Genomic DNA, 16,559 nt, shown 5'->3' on the forward strand with positions numbered 1-16,559 from the left:
TGAAAAACTATTTTTTCAAGGAGGACAAATCATGTCACACATCAAGTTTGACTATTCGAAAGTAGCACCATTCGTAAACGAATACGAATTAAGCTACATGCAAAGTCAAGTTACAGCAGCAGACAAACAATTACGCGAAGGAACAGGTGCTGGTAGCGACTTTTTAGGTTGGATCGACCTTCCTAAAAATTATGACAAAGATGAATTTGCGCGTATCAAAAAAGCGGCTGAAAAAATTCAATCTGATTCTGAAGTACTAGTCGTGATCGGGATCGGCGGATCTTATTTAGGAGCGAAAGCAGCGATTGATTTCTTAAATCATTCTTTCTTTAACTTGCTACCAAATGAAGAACGCAAAGCACCTCAAATCTTTTTTGCCGGTAATTCGATTTCTTCAACATACTTAGCAGATTTGATCGAAATCATCGGTGACCGTGACTTCTCTGTGAATGTGATCTCAAAATCAGGAACAACTACTGAGCCAGCGATCGCTTTCCGTGTTTTCAAAGAACGTTTGATTGAAAAATACGGCAAAGAAGAAGCCAACAAACGGATCTACGCAACAACGGATAAAGCGAAAGGTGCAGTAAAAGTTGAAGCAGATGCTGAAAACTGGGAAACCTTTGTGATTCCAGATGACGTCGGCGGCCGTTTCTCTGTATTGACTGCTGTTGGTTTATTACCAATCGCTGCCAGCGGAGCAGATATCGATGCCTTGATGCAAGGGGCAGCAGATGCTAGCGATGCTTACGCAAGTGACGACCTTGAAAAAAATGAAGCGTATCAATATGCAGCAATGCGTAACATCCTTTATCGCAAAGGCAAAGTAACCGAATTGCTGATCAACTACGAACCAGGCATGCAATACTTCTCAGAATGGTGGAAACAATTATTCGGCGAGTCTGAAGGAAAAGACCAAAAAGGGATCTATCCTTCAAGTGCAAACTTCTCAACAGATTTGCATTCTCTTGGTCAATACATCCAAGAAGGCCGTCGCAATATCTTTGAAACTGTCGTAAAAGTTGAAAAACCACGCAAATCAATTGCGATCCCTACACAAGAAGCAGATCTTGATGGTCTTGGCTACTTAGAAGGAAAAGAAGTTGATTTTGTTAATACGAAAGCTTTTGAAGGAACGTTACTTGCCCATACAGATGGGGATGTACCTAATCTGTTAGTAAAAATTCCTACAATGGATGCGTACACGTTAGGTTACACGATGTACTTCTTTGAGATCGCTGTAGGTATCTCTGGTTACTTAAACGGTGTGAACCCATTTGACCAACCAGGGGTTGAAGCGTACAAGAAAAACATGTTCGCCTTACTTGGCAAACCAGGTTTCGAAGATCTTGCAAAAGAATTGAACGAACGTCTATAATTCGACAAAGAAACGCCTTGTGCCAGTTCTGATTGGCACAAGGCGTTGTTTTATTTTCGCGTTTGTTGTGTTACTCGATAGTTGATCCAAAAAATCAGCGGTCTTCTTTTAATCCCCAAAGCAACGCAGCAGACAATAGTCCAAAGATACAGGTTTGAATAATTGGCATTTGACTCATCTCCTTTTGATTTCCTTTAGTATAAAATGCTTTTTAAGAAGTGGCACGAACAAACCAGTGCGTTTGAACGAACGAAACTGTCATTTCTTGGTGACAAATGCGTGATAAATTGAAATAAAACGTTTTCAATTTGATGCTTTTTTGTTATTATATCTTTATGAAAGAAAACGGTTGAGGTGAGGATATGGAGAATATTACGATCGGTGAAAAATATGTCTGCCAACCTGTCGGGGCGAGCAAGCCTGTGATCGGTGTGGTGGAAAAACTATACGTACATACGGCGTTGATCGTCGTTTCAAGTTATGAAGAAGAAGATCAAGCACAAGTAGAAGCTTGTAATCGTCGGATGATCGTCAGTTTCAACAAAATTTGTACGCAGACGAACGTTGCCTAACCAACTAGCAAAAAATGCTGCTCAACGGATCACCGTGAGCAGCATTTTTCTTGGCTCTATAATTTATGGGACTGATGAATCAGAATTGATTCTTCAGTCCCATTTTCATTTTAGGTATTAAAAAACATATCGTTCTCTAGTATGATTAAATCACCACAAAATAAACAACTGAGAGGACGATATGCTATATGAATGATTCTATCAAAAAAATGCTGAGAATAATAGAGAAAGATTTGATGATTATAGAGGTCTCTTACGAGACCCTTCAGAAGAAAAAGACGTTGGTCGTCGATGCTGTTCTCTCGCCTACTCCTCGTGCTTGTAGAAGTTGTGGTTCTACTGTGGTAGATGGAAACGGGAAAGCAATTATAGTGAAAAATGGGAAGAAGGAAACGATTGTCCGTTTTGAACAATACAATCATATGCCTTTGGTTATGCGCCTAAAAAAGCAGCGCTATACCTGTAAAAACTGCCGAACCCATTGGACTGCTCAAAGTTATTTTGTCCAACCCAGACATTCAATCGCAAATCATGTTAGATATAAAATTGCTTCTTTACTGACTGAAAAAGTATCTTTATCTTTTATTGCGAAAAGCTGTCAGGTATCTTTGACCACCGTTATTCGTACATTGAAAGAGTTTAAAAGCTATTTACCAAAGCAATCTAAGAAGATTCTCCCCAGAGTATTGATGGTTGATGAATTTCGTTCGCATGCTTCCATAGAAGATAAAATGAGCTTTATTTGCGCAGATGGCGAAACAGGAAAATTAATAGATGTTTTGCCTACGCGTAAATTACCTCGATTAACAAGCTATTTCTTAGGTTGTACCAATCCAGAAGAAGTAGAATTCTTGGTGACAGACATGAACGCCGCCTACTTCCAGCTCACCAAACGTGTTCTGCCAAATGCGAAAGTAGTGATTGATCGGTTTCATATTGTCAAACACATGAATCAAGCGTTCAATGAGTTGCGTATCCGTGAAATGAATGAACTTCGTAAAGCGGGACAGAAAAGCCAGGCAGAAAAACTGAAAAAGAACTGGCGCTTTTTGCTAAAAAATCGTGCAAACATCAACCATTATGAATACAAAACATGGAAAAGTTTCCGAGCACCAAAATACCCATTTCTTACTGAAGCAATGATGATTGATCGATTGCTTGAGTTTTCTACGCCCCTGAAGGAGGCGTACCCCTTTTTTCATGAATTAGTTGAAGCCTTTCGAGACAAAGACCCTGACTTATTTTTCTGCATATTGGCAGAACTTCCCGAAACGTTAGATGACGGCTTTCGGGAGAAGCTTCAAAACCTTCTGACTTATGAAGAAGGCATCACCAACGCAATGATCTATCCTTATTCCAATGGAAAAATAGAAGCGAAGAATACCCACATAAAGACAATGAAACGAGTATCCTACGGATTTAAATCATTCGAGAACATGAGAATTAGAATCTTTTTGATCAATCAATTAATCAATGTAAGATAACAAAAAATCTGAGCCAGAATGTGGTTCATTCTGACCCAGATTTGATTTTGCACAACTCATCAGTCCTTATTGACAAAGAGCCTTTTTCTTTGTGTGAGATCAGCCAACGCCAATCACGAAATTCAATAGTTTGTCTGAATAAGTCATGTCTTCTTCCGACAAACTCAACTCTTCATTTAAAATCCCCATTTGGTCAGTAATGATCCCGTCTACACCGTAAAAACGCATTCGGCTGATAGTATCCGCATCATTGGGGGTCCAAACGAACACTTCCTTGCCATCGGTCCGGGCAGAAGCGATGAAGTTGCGGTTGATCGTACTGTATTCCATTGTCAGAAAGTCGGCACTGGTCAGTGGCGGCCCTACGACATTGAAAGGCATGATGTATCCCGACGTCAATTCAGGCGCCTTATCTTTTAATTCTTCAACAACTGTATAGGAGAGACTTTGCATAATATGCCCATTTGCAACTAAATCCTCTTGGTATCGTTCTAAGAAGGCATCTACGAGTGCCGCAGTATCTTTTTGTTGGGTTTTGATCTCCACCAGTAATTTTTGGTCCAACTGATTGGCAAGCGCCAAGTACTCGTCAAAAGTTGGAATACGGGCTGTCTGGTTGTTTTCTGAAACCGTCAGTGATTCGGCGTAACTCAAGGGCAATTGCTCGGGTTTTCCTTTGCCGCCTGTCAAAGGCCGGTAAGAAAAATCATGGTAGACAATAAAATGACCATCACTTGTTTGCTGGACGTCCATTTCCACGTAGTCCGGCTGATATTTCTCACTAGTAAAACGTAACGCTTCAAGGGAATTTTGGACCCCTTGTCCGTCGCTTACCCCTCGATGGGAGATCGTTACCGGATGGATCGAAGCAGCTGAGGTCAGATAGTTCATATTATACAGACTAACCCCAACACCAAAAAGTACCGTGACCAAGGTAAACAAGGAACTTTTCAGTCCTAGAAAATGTCGCTGGTTCAATGGTTCTTGGTGGAACCACGAAGGGATCTCTGGTAAAAAGCCTTCATCCTCCATGAAATCAACGATGATGTAAAAAATAGCCACGGTCGATAAAATGACATTCAGTAACAAAATAAACTGCAAGAAAGTCATAATAAAAACAGCACTATACAACGCATAGTCCGGTGTAACAACTTCAATCACCGCTTGAAGGGTAATCAGCAGCGTGAAGCCCAGAGTCGTGATCAATAAGATACTACCACCGATAAAGACAAATTGACCAACGATGGCAAAAAAACGGCGTTTTGTTACTTGGAGGCTTTCTTTGATCGCTTTTCGAAAGGGCAGATCACGTAAAATCATTTCCGGTAAGGCAAAGATCACGCGAATCCCCAAGTAAATCAACAAAACATAAACCAAAAGCACTGCCCCAATGATCAAGACACGATTGGCAAAAATAAAGTCCATGATAAAAGCAGGGATTTTGATTTTTGCGAGTAAATCCGAATTAAAACTCAATCCACCGATGGGTAAAATCAGTAAGAAGTAAAAAAGGAAAAATAAAAAGGTCATCGGCCGTAATTTGCGCAATTGCAAAATAGTCATTCGTAACAATTGCCGCAAGCTGATGGGCTGCTTCTTTTTGATAAAATAGACACTCAGCAGTAAGAAAGTAAATTCAAAAAAGACGGCTAATAAGATCAAAAGCAAAATCAGGGTTAATGAGAGCAACACAACAGGGTGATCTGTAAAGATACTACCGATATTATCGAAAGAAAGATAAGGCAAGCCGCCGCGCTTTAAGACGAACTTGGTGGAAGCTGATAATATCGGGATCACTAAGAACAACAAGGCACCGTGCATCAATAAAACATCACGGAAGTAGGCATTGCTGTCTTTCAAAAAATCCCACGTGTTGACTAAGCTGTTTTTTAAATAATTCATGGTCGTCATCCTAACAAAGTAAGTATTGTGGTTCAATTTATTCTAGAAAGGCGGTAAAAAAGAGCCGAACAGTTTTAGAAGCACATTTGCCACAGGCATAGTTCCCTGTTTGAAAAGCAGCTTCTTTACGTTCGGCTCGCTGAATTGATCGTTTTTCTTACATATGATTCTTATCCGCCTAACAAACCAGTTAAGAATGTTCCACCGTAAATCAATGCCATACTGTACAAGAAAATTGAAGCAGGTTTTGCCAACAAAATAATCAACGTAAATTTCTTCACTGTCATGTTGGTCAAGCCAGCCATTAGACAAAGGGCATCATCTGGGGCAACCGGTAGAAAGATTGCAAGGGCGAAAAGTTTTTCAAATCGGCTTTGGTTGTCTAACCAGCCGATATATTTATCGTAAGTTTTGTCACTGATCATACTTAAAATGAATGGTTTACCATATCGTCGGCCAAGCAGGAAAATAATGACAGAACCAATACTGATTCCTACATAGTTATAAACGAATCCTAGATAAGGACCGAAAATCAAGACACCTGCAGCGCTGGAGACACCACCGGGAATAATCGGGATTACTACTTGCAAGATCTGCAATAGGATAAAGACGATTGGTCCTAAGATAACGGAATTTCCAACTAGTCCTCGCAGTGCATTAATGTCTTTGAAAACACCTAGATTGATAAAATAGATGGTTAACGCGATCGATAAACCTAAGCCAATAATAGAAATCGTATTAATGATACGACGAGAAGTTGCTATGCTCACAGGACTTCATCTCCTTTATGTTTCATAATCTCACTATACGGGGTGAGACCAGAAAAATCCAGTAAAACAAATGACAAACGTCAAACAGTTTTGTAAGGTATGCTCTTATTATAAAAGAAGTCCGAAAAGAAAACATTGTACTAAAGTCTGAAATAAGAAAAATTTATAGTTTCTGCGCGCCAATAGTTTCAGGAGATTTTTTTATCTGGATGACGTTTTTTTGTGCGTTTCACTTGCCAGCGATTGACGATCTTTTCAACCACACTCGTCATCATGAACCCGCCGGCAATCGCCCCAGCGGTGATGACAACGATCATCAGATTTTCAAAACCGACAAAGTTGTCGCCCAAAGCGAATTCTCGAACGGCTTTGTAGGCAGGCCCACCCGGTACGAGGGGAACGAGGCTGGGAATGTTAAAAATGATCATGGGCATTTTTTTTCTGCGGGAAAAAAAGATGCTGACGCAACCGACGGCAAATGCGGCTAAGAAGTTGGCACTGCCTAGACCGTAGCCAATCGTTTGCAATGACCAATAGATCATCCAGCCAACCGTTCCAGCAATGCCTGTGGCAACTAAGGCTTTTTTAGGAATATTGGTCAAGATGCCGAAGGTTACAGTGCTTAAGAAGCTGAAGGAAAGGTGAATAAAAATCGTCATGAGATCCCTCCAAATAAGGTGAAGACCGTGGCAATGCCGACACCGATCGCGGCAGCAGTAAAGATGGCCTCTGTTCCCCGAGCTGTGCCACTAATGAGATGGCCTGCCAAGATATCTCGAAAGGAATTGGTGATTGCTACACCAGGGACTAAGGGCATGACGGCACCGATAATCAAATTATCGACGTTTTGTGCGATATGAAGAGAGACCGCTAAGACAGACAAAGCACCGATCAGTAAGGAGGCACAAAACATATCCAAAAAGCGAATGTCGATCAGTTTCTTGACCCAATACGCACACAAAAAGCCAAGGCAGCCAATGACGAAGGTCGCTAGAAAGTCAAACCAAGCACCGCCAAAAATAATCATTAAGGTACTGCTGACCACGCCAGCACTAAGAACCTGTAGCCAGTAAGGAAAACTTGGTGTTGTCTGATTGACCTTTTTTAATGCCTCATGCAGTTCCGCTAAGGAAAGTTTCTTTTCCGCATAGGCGCGAGAGAGCCCATTGACGGCAACAATTTTTTCGAGATTGATGACTCGATCATGAACATTTTCTACTTGTGCATAGTGGCTACTGCGTAAGCCCATAAAAAGTCCAGTTGCTGTTACATAACTAATACTCCCTTGCTCTCCAGCGTTTGCCGCAATTCGATTCATCGTATCTTCCACGCGATACACTTCCGAGCCGTTTTCCATCATGATTTTCCCTGCTAATAAGCAGGTCTCCAATAATAGCTCTTTTGATTCAGCCATTTCCAAACCCCTTTTTCAATCGAATTTGCGTGCTACACTCCTAGTGTACAATTTCAGCGAGTTTTCAACAAGAAAGAAAAGTAGATTTGAAAAATAACTAGAACGCCATCCGTTGGATTTTTTGTGATAAATGAAAAAAGCAGAACATTTCCTATTACTAAACATTCGTTTTTAGTGAACAAAGTGAATAGAAATAAGATAACGGAAGGAGTGTTTTATTTTTAAAAAATGAATATCTCGGTTACAATTAAATAAATATAAAAAGGGGGATTTATTGATGCGAAGGAAGGTCTATACAAGAGAACACATTTTGAAGGCCGCTTATGAACTGATCAATAGAGAAGGTTTTGGCAACTTTACGGCCCGGAATATCGCTAAGCACATGGGAATTTCTACTCAACCAATTTATCTTGAGTTCGAAAATATGCAGGACTTAAAAAATACCTTGGTGGAGGCTGTTTTCAAAGATTTATCGGAAAATGTTTTTCCAGTCGTTCGAACAGGAGACAAACTTGTTGATTTAGGCCTGAATTATATACGCTTCGCGCAAGAGCAGCACAATCTCTACATCGCCCTTTTTATCGACGACTACGGCGGTGGGAAATTGATGCATGATTTTTCATCCACCTATTTCAAATCCTTGATCAAATCAGAAGAAAAATATGCAGATCTATCCGAAGATGCGATAAATGCACTACATAATGGCGCATGGATCGTTGTGACTGGTTTGGCTTCCTTAATGTCGGCGGGTATCATCACACCCACCGATGATCAGATCATCAAAATCATCAACGAGACGATCGAAGGCGTAATCGAAAAGAAAGAAAACTATATTTTCGATTAAAGAACAAAAAATCTGTATCCATTTCCATTTTGGATGCAGATTTTTCTTGACATTTTTTGTAAAACTAGCGAAAATAACTGTTATGGAGAGTTGGCAGAGTGGTAATGCAGCGGACTCGAAATCCGCCGACCCGGTTCATCCCGGCGCGCAGGTTCAAATCCTGTACTCTCCTTATACCAACGCTTTGGAGCGTTTAGCCTATCTTTCGAGATAGGCTTTTTTGTTTGTTGTGGGCAGAAGAATATAAATGACTGCCGAGGTTGATCGATAACCATCTGAAAAGCGATTAACCTACACTCGGTCTAGAAAACAGCATAATTGTTCCGTCAACTTGCCGATATCTTTTTTGCTTGTGGTCCTGCAACAAACGAAAAGAATCAATCGGGCAAACGTGCTAAGGCGTATTCAATTTGTTCAGAAGTAAAGCCTTCAAAGGAAAGTTGGCTCGCCACACGCTCATCCGATAAGGATAAATTTTGCGAGTAGCGAATCGCTTTTTTCAATGCTTGCTCGTTCCAATCGGCATCCACGGTGGCTACGGCAAAGTCTGCTGCGCTCTCAGAAAAATCTTCATAGAGTAGTTGGCGTTTTAAGCTCGACTGAGAAAACGCATTGCTGGATAAGTATCTTTCTGCACGATTCAGTGCATTTCTTTCTTCACGAGAAAGTTCAGGTGTATGTTGCTCGTTGTTCGCGGGTTCTTCTTGTTGTGCGCTACTTGCTTCGTTGTTGCCAGCTTTTTGTTCTCCTTGTGGTTGTTCCATGGAAGCAGCGGCATCGCCAAAGGATTCGCTTTGCCTTGATTCGTTACGTAAAGAAAGGCTTAATTGCGCAGTGATGCTATCGAAAGATGTCACATCTTGGTAGAAGGACAAGCCACCATAAGAAAACAAGGCAATAAAAGCGGAAGCGACAATGATCAAAACGTTTCGATCTCGTTTTGCATTTTGTTTTACTAGCCCAATATAAAATAAGACAATGCCAAAAACGAAACAGAACAATCCAATGAAAAACAAAATGGCGAAAAACGTAGCCATAAAAATTCCTCCTAAATAAAAGTCTCCTGAAAAGACAATAGTACTATGTTCTGTACCAGAAAACAGATTTGTCTTTTCATGAATAGAGGAAAAGGATGATTTGACAAATGTAACGTGTATGCTATTAATGGATCATTCATAAGTATTAAAGGAATGACGCTCAAGAATGACTAGTGAAATAGATGGTAAACTTAATAAAAGCACAGTTTTATCAGTAGGAGGCAAGAAGATGGATTTTGAAGAAAAAGATTATTTTATGCGTTATACAAAAGTTGCGGCACAGGGATTGAGTAAGTTTATTACGCAAGGATCTGTTGATGAAATCTTACAGCTAGATGAACAGCAAAGTGGACAGAAGCAAGAAGTGGATGCTGCAAAAGACAAAAGCGAGCCAAAAAACAAGAAAGCACCTAGCTAATTATTTCCTTAGCGAGGTGCTTTCAGTACGAATCGGTATCCTTCATTTGGATAAACTCCTTATGCAGTTTTTTTCAATTCTTGTACAGCTTGCTCGATCGTAATTCCAGTCGCAAAATGATTCGCATCTTTTTTATCGAAAACGATAAATAAATTCAATTTGGTATCCAGAGTTACACGATATTGTAGATCTGTGTTATAGAATGTCATAGTCATTCTCCTTTCTTAAAACTTGTCATTGAAAGGCAACGGTTAGTTGATAACGAAATTCCATAGTTAGAATAACACTTTTTTTCACAATAGTCCAATAAAACTATCAAACGAACAAATCTGACTGATTATTTTCAGGAAATCAATGCTGAGAATGGAAGCAAAAGAAGTTTGCTGGAGTCAGTAAATTCGGGAAAAGTATCTTTGTATATTTTCAGAAAAATAGAATTCATAAAAAATTTCTTAAGAATTTTGAGGATAGCTATTTTCTTAGATAACAAATTTGTAAGATTGAGAGTATGAGATGATTGGAAACCTTGATATCATAAGGTTTATCTTCAGATTGTGTTTTGTGCAAAAATATATTGATTGTATTTTTTTGAAAAAGAGATCGTATCTCTTGAATTCTATGGTATGATTTACTTTAGAAAAATGAAAATGGATTATGAAAACGGATGTGAAAATATGTGCGGAATTGTCGGCTTTGTCAATTCAAAAGACCAAAAAGAAATCATTATTGAACGCATGATGGACCGGATCGTTCATCGCGGACCAAACAGTTCAGGGAAATTTACCGACGACCGAGTGGCATTAGGGTTTCGTCGTTTATCGATCATCGACTTAGAAGGTGGCTCACAACCAATTTTTAATGAGGATCGAACAAAAGTAATCATTTTTAATGGTGAAATTTACAACTTTCAAGTATTGCGTGAGGAATTGATCCAAGCAGGTCATGTCTTTTCTACCCATGCGGATACCGAAGTAGTCTTACATGGCTATGAAGAGTGGGGGATTGATGTGTTGCAGCGCCTGCGGGGAATGTTTGCTTTTGCCATCTGGGATACTCAAAAACAAGAGCTTTTCGGCGCGCGGGATCACTTTGGCATCAAACCGTATTACTATGCGCAAATGAACGGCAGTTTCATGTTTGGCTCTGAAATCAAAAGCTTTTTGCCTCATCCAGATTTTAAGAAAGAATTAAACCAGGAGGCGTTGAAACCTTATTTGACGTTCCAATACTCGCCTTTGAACGGAGAAACCTTCTTTAAAGGCGTTCATCGTTTGCAAGAAGGGCATTATTATCTGTTTAATGAACAGGGATTGACGATCAAGCAGTACTGGGATGCAGATTTTTCAGTGAAAGAAAATCATTCAAGAGAAGAATGGGTCGATAAAATCGATCAAGCAGTCCAAGAATCAATTGCCGCTCATCAAATCAGTGATGTTGAAGTCGGCTCATTTTTATCCAGTGGTGTCGATTCAAGTTACGTGGCCTCGGTCTTGCGCCCAGATCACTCATTTTCAATTGGGTTTGATGACAAAACCTACAACGAAGCGATCGAAGCCCGCAAATTGACGGAAAAGCTCGGCTTGAACAACACAGCAGCGGTCATCGATGGTGAAATGTCCTTTGAGGCATTTCCGCTGATTCAGTATCACTTGGACGAACCGGATTCTAACCCAAGCTGTGTCCCTTTGTACTTTTTAGCCAACCTAGCAGCACAGCAAGTACGGGTCGTTCAATCTGGGGAAGGGGCAGATGAATTATTTGCCGGTTATGCTGCCTATGGCTTCCACACAAACTCTAAAGCGGTTCGCGTTTTTGCCCAAGGCTTGAAAAAACTGCCGCAAAACATCCGCTTTCGTTTAGGGCGTCAAATCGGCAAAATGAAAAACTTCCATGGTCGAATTCATCTTTATGAAGCAACGGCACCTGCCCAAGACTTCTTTATCGGGCAAGCCCTGGTCTTTGAAGAAGAGGAAGCACTACAGCTTTTAAAACCAACGTATCAAAAAGGACCATCTGTTGCTGAAATCGTTGCGCCTCATTATGAGAAAGTCAATGGTCTCAAAGACGAGGTCAACAAGATGCAATATTTGGATCTTCATCAATGGATGCCGAAGGATATTTTGTTAAAAGCAGACAAAATGTCCATGGCGAGTTCTTTAGAATTACGGGTTCCGTTACTGGATATCGAGATGCAAAAACTGGCGCAAACGATCCCGACGAAATATTTGATCAATCAAAACAATACGAAAGATGTGTTTCGACAAGCGTCAAACCGTCATTTGCCAAAAGAATGGGCAAACCGTGAAAAGCTAGGCTTTCCTGTACCAATCAAGGCATGGCTGAAAGAAGGAACAGGGTATGAAGCAGTTAAAGCCCTTTTTGAGTCAGACTTTGCAGCAACCTTCTTTGATCAAACAGCGATTTTGCAAATGCTAGAAGACCATCGCCAAGGAAAACCGAATCTTCAGCGAAAAATCTGGACGATCTTTACATTCTTGACCTGGTACAAAGTATTCTTTATTGATGAATCGATTCCCGAAGCCAAAGAAATCGTTTATGAAACACTTTAATTTGAATATGGAAGCAAAAAAAAGCTGATGCGGACAATCCCGCATCGGCTTTTTTTATAGACCTAAATATTTTTCCAAGTAATCGACCATGCCATCTTCCGCATTGGTTTTGTCAGTAACATCATTGGCGATTGATTTTAATTGTTGCGTGCCATTTGCCATAGCAACGCCCCAACCCGCATAATCCAGCATCTCCAAATCATTGTGTTCATCACCAAAAGCGATGATATCTTGCCGATCCAAAGACAAAGAATCCGCGATCACCGAAAGACCAAGTGCTTTATGGACCCCTTTTGGTACGATCTCTAAGATGGCTTGAGGCCCGCCCCACGTGCGAACATCGACTGCATCGTCAAATTGATCCTTGATACGTAAAGAAACAGATTCTGCTAATTCATTTTCGGTTTTCACCAGTAATGAAGTGGGATCCGTTTTTAAATTTGCTAATAGATTTTTTTCGGAAGCATTACCCGAAAAGAAAAAGTGTTGATCAAATCCGCTTAAATCATCAATGAAAAAGGTTTCGCGATTTTCTGCTGCGACAAATGTCAGCCCCAATTGCTCTTTTTGTGCCATGAGCTCAAACGCAATTTCTCGAGAGATCGAGTGCTCCATTTCATTTGCCCATACTTGTCGAGGTTTATGGACCAACCCACCGTTAAAATTGACCATTGGTGTTGTGAGCGCCAATTCTTTATAGAATTGATCACTCATACGAAAAGGTCTTCCTGTAGCGATGGTAACAAAGTGTCCCGCTTTGGTGGCGCGAACCAGTACCTCACGTGTGCGAGGGGAAAGTTGGGATTCAGTATTTAAGGTTGTGCCATCTAAATCAATGGCGATGATTTTTGGTTTCAAAAGACTCGCTCCATTCTCTTATGGTAGTGGCTTAAGTGTAACATATTTCTGTCATTTCACAATACAAGTAAGTTTTCGATAAGTTTTCATAATAGTTACAAAGTAAAACACGAACATTAAACGTTTTTGATTCGTTTTATTCGGAAAAAGGTTTGAAAAGCGAAAATTATTCCCTTATAATTTGTAATTGTTCGATGAAAAGCGCAATTATTCATTTTTTCTTTTCATAGAAACGATTAAAGTTCAGGAGTGAAACATAACATGGAAAAGTTTTTCAAATTAAAGGAGAATAAAACGACGGTTTCCACAGAAGTGATGGCTGGGGTCACCACCTTCTTCGCGATGAGTTATATTTTGTTTGTGAATCCGACGATTTTATCTGCTGCAGGCATGCCGTTTCAAGCTGTTTTCTTAGCAACGATCATCGCTTCAGTGATTGGTACCCTGATCATGGGCTTATTTGCAAATGTGCCTTACGCGCAAGCACCTGGAATGGGACTTAATGCATTCTTCACCTTTACCGTTGTTTTTGGTTTGGGGTATACGTGGCAGCAAGCATTAGCGATGGTTTTCATCTGCGGCCTGATCAACATTTTTATCACGGTGACTCGAATCAGAAAAATGATCATTCATGCGATTCCAGAAAGCATGCAGCATGCAATCGGCGGCGGGATCGGGATCTTTGTGGCTTATGTAGGGATCAAAAATGCCAACTTGCTAAACTTCAGTGCAGACACTGCCGCAGTGACGGGTTCAGTTGTCGACGGTGAGACGATTGTGAGTGCCAATTTTAATGGGGGGATCGTCCCAGCTTTGGCGAATTTCAATAATGCACCTGTTTTGTTAGCAGTGATTGGTTTAGTATTGACTACTTTATTAGTGGTGAAAAATGTTCGTGGGGCAATTATTTTTGGTATTTTAGGAACGACGATCATTGGTATTTTGATGGGTGTGGTGGATTTAAGTGCCATTGATTGGCACGGGAATTCATTAGGAAGTTCCATCAGCGAACTAGGAATCACATTTGGCGCTGCGTTTGGCTCTGAAGGAATGGGCTCACTATTCAGTGATTCTGCCAAAATCCCTCAAGTAATCATGACGATTTTAGCGTTTAGTTTATCAGATGTCTTCGATACGATCGGTACATTTATCGGAACCGGACGTCGTACAGGGATCTTTTCGAAAAAAGATGAAGAAGCGGTTGAAAACAGTAATGGGTTGAATACGAAGATGGATAAGGCTCTTTTTGCAGATGCCGTAGCCACTTCTGTAGGGGCCATCGTAGGGACCTCAAATACAACGACTTATGTGGAATCAGCAGCTGGCATCGGTGCTGGTGGACGCACGGGCTTGACTTCCGTTGTGGTGGCAGCACTCTTTGCGATCAGCAGTATCTTTTCTCCACTGATCTCAATCGTTCCCGCACAAGCGACAGCACCGGCATTGATCTTGGTTGGGGTAATGATGATGGCTTCTTTTGCGGACATCAAGTGGACTGATCTAGAAGAAGCAGTTCCAGCCTTCTTCGCGTCCATTTTTATGGGCTTGTCTTACAGTATTTCAAATGGGATCGCTGTTGGTTTCATTTTCTATGCATTAGTGAAAGTAGTGAAAGGAAAAGCCAACGAAGTGTCTCCGATCATCTGGGTCGTCAATGCGTTGTTTATCCTGAACTTTGTCATTTTGGCTTTGATCAGTTAAGTTTAATGATGAAAATCTTTCTGTATTTTAAATGCAGAAAGATTTTTTATTTGATTATTACTCACGATACGGTATAGTATTTGTGAAAGAAGGTTTGTAAATGAAGATTGATTGGAAACGAAATCTACTGATTTCATGGGTAGGTTGTTTTTTTACGGGTGCCAGTTTTAGTCTTGTCATGCCATTCATTCCCTTATATATAGAAGAGTTAGGCGCTCCAGAGAGTCAAATTGAGTTGTTTTCTGGATTAGCAATCTCAGTAACGGCGTTTGCGGCGGCTATCATTGCTCCAGTTTGGGGAAATCTAGCAGACCAAAAAGGTCGTCGTTTAATGATGATTCGCGCGGCTGCGGGGATGACAGTGACGATGGGTTCTTTGGCTTTTGTACCGAATGTCTATTGGTTATTGATCATGCGTTTCTTTACCGGAATTTTATCGGGGTATATTCCAAATGCGACTGCGTTGATCGCTTCGCAGGCGCCTCGAGAAAAAAGCGGTTGGGCGCTTGGGACATTGGCTACAGGAGCCATCGCAGGGAATTTGATTGGTCCTTCGATGGGTGGGGCGTTGGCGCAATGGTTTGGCATGAAAAATGTCTTTATTATCACAGGCGTTGTTCTACTAATCACGCTGTTGCTTACGATTTTTCTCGTTCAAGAAGATTTTGAGCCAGTTGAAAAGGGCGATCTGCTTTCCATTAAAGAAATTTTTGGTCAAATCAAAAATATGCAGTTGCTTGTTGGCTTGTTTATTACTTCCCTGATTTTACAGCTAGGTGTAACGAGCATCAGTCCGATCCTCACATTGTATATTCGTGATTTAAGCGGGGATACGGGCAATATTTTGTTCGTCAGCGGATTGATCGTCTCTGTTGCCGGTGTTTCAGCGATTATCTCCTCGCCGTTTTTAGGCAAAATCGGTGATCGTTATGGCAATCACAAAGTGCTGTTGGGGGGCTTAGTACTGTCATTTTTCTGTTTCATTCCGATGGGCTTTGTCTCTACTCCGTTTCAACTAGGCGTGTTGCGCTTCTTGCTTGGTTTTTCTACCGGTGCCTTGATGCCGTCCATCAATACACTGATCAGCAAGATCACTCCAATGGAAGGGGTCAGCCGTATCTATAGCTACAACCAAATGTTCTCCAACTTTGGGCAAGTGTTAGGTCCAATGGTCGGCTCAACGGTGGCAGCCGGTTTTGGCTATCCAGCCGTCTTTTGGGTGACGAGCGGGTTTGTACTGATCAATATTTTTATCTCAGGATTTAATTTCCGTAAAAGCTTACGTAAAACGGACATCAGTGAATAGTTGAAAAGAAAAAAAAACCAGTTACAATAAAGGTAACTGGTTTTTTTTTAATGGCTTGTCTTTTCAGGCGCTGGTGCGATAATACCAACAAGAATGATCACCACACCTGTGACCAAAGAGATGATTGAAGTTAATTGAAAATCATAAGTTGCTCCAGCAAGTGAGCTGCCTAGATAGCCAACGACTTGACCTAATACAAAAGTCCAAAATAAAGTGACTAGGTAACGCATGACGACACCTCTTTTCTGCGTATCTTCCATTTCGACTTTAGTTTATCACAAAAATATTTATTGTAAAGATTTTCA

At 40.8% G+C, this 16,559-nt stretch carries 16 protein-coding genes and 1 tRNA gene; 9 read left to right on the plus strand and 8 right to left on the minus strand.

All coding sequences use genetic code 11. From position 1 onward, the window contains the following. Positions 1 to 31: 31 nt before the first annotated feature. The 3 genes from IGI86_RS04810 (at position 32) to IGI86_RS04820 (ending at position 3,434) form a co-directional block, all read left to right on the plus strand. A complete protein-coding gene (locus tag IGI86_RS04810; protein ID WP_005229134.1) occupies positions 32 to 1,378 on the plus strand; it encodes a glucose-6-phosphate isomerase in 1,347 nt (448 codons plus the stop codon). Positions 1,379 to 1,740: 362 nt separating this feature from the next. Continuing rightward, positions 1,741 to 1,950: a hypothetical protein gene (locus IGI86_RS04815; protein WP_005237189.1), complete on the plus strand. Its 210-nt coding sequence runs from the start codon at positions 1,741 to 1,743 to the stop codon at positions 1,948 to 1,950. Between the two features lie 188 nt (positions 1,951 to 2,138). Continuing rightward, positions 2,139 to 3,434: an ISL3-like element ISEfa11 family transposase gene (locus IGI86_RS04820; RefSeq protein WP_429972316.1), complete on the plus strand. Its 1,296-nt coding sequence runs from the start codon at positions 2,139 to 2,141 to the stop codon at positions 3,432 to 3,434. Between the two features lie 99 nt (positions 3,435 to 3,533). Here IGI86_RS04820 and IGI86_RS04825 read toward each other — a convergent pair whose 3' ends face one another. The 4 genes from IGI86_RS04825 to IGI86_RS04840 all read right to left on the minus strand — a co-directional run bounded on the left by IGI86_RS04825 (position 3,534) and on the right by IGI86_RS04840 (position 7,520). Beyond that, positions 3,534 to 5,336: a glycerophosphoryl diester phosphodiesterase membrane domain-containing protein gene (locus IGI86_RS04825; RefSeq protein WP_430617776.1), complete on the minus strand. Its 1,803-nt coding sequence runs from the start codon at positions 5,334 to 5,336 to the stop codon at positions 3,534 to 3,536. 170 nt (positions 5,337 to 5,506) lie between these two features. Then, positions 5,507 to 6,106 (minus strand): TVP38/TMEM64 family protein, encoded by a 600-nt coding sequence (locus IGI86_RS04830; protein WP_005229140.1) that lies wholly within the window; start codon positions 6,104 to 6,106, stop codon positions 5,507 to 5,509. Between the two features lie 188 nt (positions 6,107 to 6,294). Then, the gene (locus IGI86_RS04835; RefSeq protein ID WP_194188553.1) at positions 6,295 to 6,765 is read right to left on the minus strand and encodes a threonine/serine exporter family protein; all 471 of its coding nucleotides are present in this window, start codon (positions 6,763 to 6,765) and stop codon (positions 6,295 to 6,297) included. Beyond that, entirely contained in the window at positions 6,762 to 7,520 is a 759-nt protein-coding gene (locus tag IGI86_RS04840; protein ID WP_194188554.1) for a threonine/serine exporter family protein, read from the minus strand. Before IGI86_RS04840 ends, IGI86_RS04835 begins: the two co-directional genes overlap by 4 nt. A 277-nt stretch (positions 7,521 to 7,797) precedes the next feature. Here IGI86_RS04840 and IGI86_RS04845 point away from each other — a divergent pair, with 277 nt between their 5' ends. Both IGI86_RS04845 and IGI86_RS04850 read left to right on the plus strand, forming a co-directional pair. Beyond that, positions 7,798 to 8,364: a TetR/AcrR family transcriptional regulator gene (locus tag IGI86_RS04845; protein WP_005237185.1), complete on the plus strand. Its 567-nt coding sequence runs from the start codon at positions 7,798 to 7,800 to the stop codon at positions 8,362 to 8,364. Between the two features lie 84 nt (positions 8,365 to 8,448). Beyond that, positions 8,449 to 8,536: transfer RNA gene (locus IGI86_RS04850), tRNA-Ser, on the plus strand. A gap of 205 nt (positions 8,537 to 8,741) precedes the next feature. Here IGI86_RS04850 and IGI86_RS04855 read toward each other — a convergent pair. Beyond that, entirely contained in the window at positions 8,742 to 9,401 is a 660-nt protein-coding gene (locus tag IGI86_RS04855) for an Ltp family lipoprotein (protein ID WP_008377802.1), read from the minus strand. Between the two features lie 229 nt (positions 9,402 to 9,630). On the opposite strand from IGI86_RS04855, the gene IGI86_RS04860 reads away from it, so the two are divergent. Continuing rightward, complete coding sequence (locus IGI86_RS04860) at positions 9,631 to 9,819, plus strand: hypothetical protein (RefSeq protein ID WP_008377804.1); 189 nt, start codon at positions 9,631 to 9,633, stop codon at positions 9,817 to 9,819. Between the two features lie 59 nt (positions 9,820 to 9,878). Here IGI86_RS04860 and IGI86_RS04865 read toward each other — a convergent pair whose 3' ends face one another. Next, a complete protein-coding gene (locus IGI86_RS04865; RefSeq protein WP_005229155.1) occupies positions 9,879 to 10,028 on the minus strand; it encodes a hypothetical protein in 150 nt (49 codons plus the stop codon). Between the two features lie 465 nt (positions 10,029 to 10,493). On the opposite strand from IGI86_RS04865, the gene asnB reads away from it, so the two are divergent. Further along, entirely contained in the window at positions 10,494 to 12,389 is a 1,896-nt protein-coding gene (asnB, locus tag IGI86_RS04870) for an asparagine synthase (glutamine-hydrolyzing) (RefSeq protein ID WP_061054487.1), read from the plus strand. A gap of 54 nt (positions 12,390 to 12,443) precedes the next feature. On the opposite strand, the gene IGI86_RS04875 is transcribed toward asnB, so the two are convergent. Beyond that, a complete protein-coding gene (locus IGI86_RS04875; RefSeq protein ID WP_005229159.1) occupies positions 12,444 to 13,247 on the minus strand; it encodes a Cof-type HAD-IIB family hydrolase in 804 nt (267 codons plus the stop codon). Positions 13,248 to 13,508: 261 nt separating this feature from the next. Between IGI86_RS04875 and IGI86_RS04880 the strand changes: the two genes are divergently transcribed. Then, positions 13,509 to 14,948 (plus strand): NCS2 family permease, encoded by a 1,440-nt coding sequence (locus tag IGI86_RS04880; protein ID WP_077454199.1) that lies wholly within the window; start codon positions 13,509 to 13,511, stop codon positions 14,946 to 14,948. 100 nt (positions 14,949 to 15,048) lie between these two features. Then, positions 15,049 to 16,254 (plus strand): multidrug efflux MFS transporter, encoded by a 1,206-nt coding sequence (locus IGI86_RS04885; protein ID WP_016619879.1) that lies wholly within the window; start codon positions 15,049 to 15,051, stop codon positions 16,252 to 16,254. A 47-nt stretch (positions 16,255 to 16,301) separates the two neighbouring features. On the opposite strand, the gene IGI86_RS04890 is transcribed toward IGI86_RS04885, so the two are convergent. Then, entirely contained in the window at positions 16,302 to 16,484 is a 183-nt protein-coding gene (locus IGI86_RS04890) for a YjzD family protein (RefSeq protein WP_008377814.1), read from the minus strand. Between the last annotated feature and the right edge of the window lie 75 nt (positions 16,485 to 16,559).

It is taken from the genome of Enterococcus sp. AZ188 (assembly GCF_050544075.1).
Classification (GTDB): domain Bacteria; phylum Bacillota; class Bacilli; order Lactobacillales; family Enterococcaceae; genus Enterococcus_D; species Enterococcus_D entomosocium.

Coding starts and splice junctions, on each gene's coding strand:
- IGI86_RS04810 (WP_005229134.1), top strand. CDS start 32: ATGTCACACATCAAGTTTGACTATTCGAAAGTAGCACCATTCGTAAAC.
- IGI86_RS04815 (WP_005237189.1), top strand. CDS start 1,741: ATGGAGAATATTACGATCGGTGAAAAATATGTCTGCCAACCTGTCGGG.
- IGI86_RS04820 (WP_429972316.1), top strand. CDS start 2,139: ATGAATGATTCTATCAAAAAAATGCTGAGAATAATAGAGAAAGATTTG.
- IGI86_RS04825 (WP_430617776.1), bottom strand. CDS start 5,336: ATGAATTATTTAAAAAACAGCTTAGTCAACACGTGGGATTTTTTGAAA.
- IGI86_RS04835 (WP_194188553.1), bottom strand. CDS start 6,765: ATGACGATTTTTATTCACCTTTCCTTCAGCTTCTTAAGCACTGTAACC.
- IGI86_RS04840 (WP_194188554.1), bottom strand. CDS start 7,520: ATGGCTGAATCAAAAGAGCTATTATTGGAGACCTGCTTATTAGCAGGG.
- IGI86_RS04845 (WP_005237185.1), top strand. CDS start 7,798: ATGCGAAGGAAGGTCTATACAAGAGAACACATTTTGAAGGCCGCTTAT.
- IGI86_RS04855 (WP_008377802.1), bottom strand. CDS start 9,401: ATGGCTACGTTTTTCGCCATTTTGTTTTTCATTGGATTGTTCTGTTTC.
- IGI86_RS04860 (WP_008377804.1), top strand. CDS start 9,631: ATGGATTTTGAAGAAAAAGATTATTTTATGCGTTATACAAAAGTTGCG.
- IGI86_RS04865 (WP_005229155.1), bottom strand. CDS start 10,028: ATGACATTCTATAACACAGATCTACAATATCGTGTAACTCTGGATACC.
- asnB (WP_061054487.1), top strand. CDS start 10,494: ATGTGCGGAATTGTCGGCTTTGTCAATTCAAAAGACCAAAAAGAAATC.
- IGI86_RS04880 (WP_077454199.1), top strand. CDS start 13,509: ATGGAAAAGTTTTTCAAATTAAAGGAGAATAAAACGACGGTTTCCACA.
- IGI86_RS04885 (WP_016619879.1), top strand. CDS start 15,049: ATGAAGATTGATTGGAAACGAAATCTACTGATTTCATGGGTAGGTTGT.
- IGI86_RS04890 (WP_008377814.1), bottom strand. CDS start 16,484: ATGCGTTACCTAGTCACTTTATTTTGGACTTTTGTATTAGGTCAAGTC.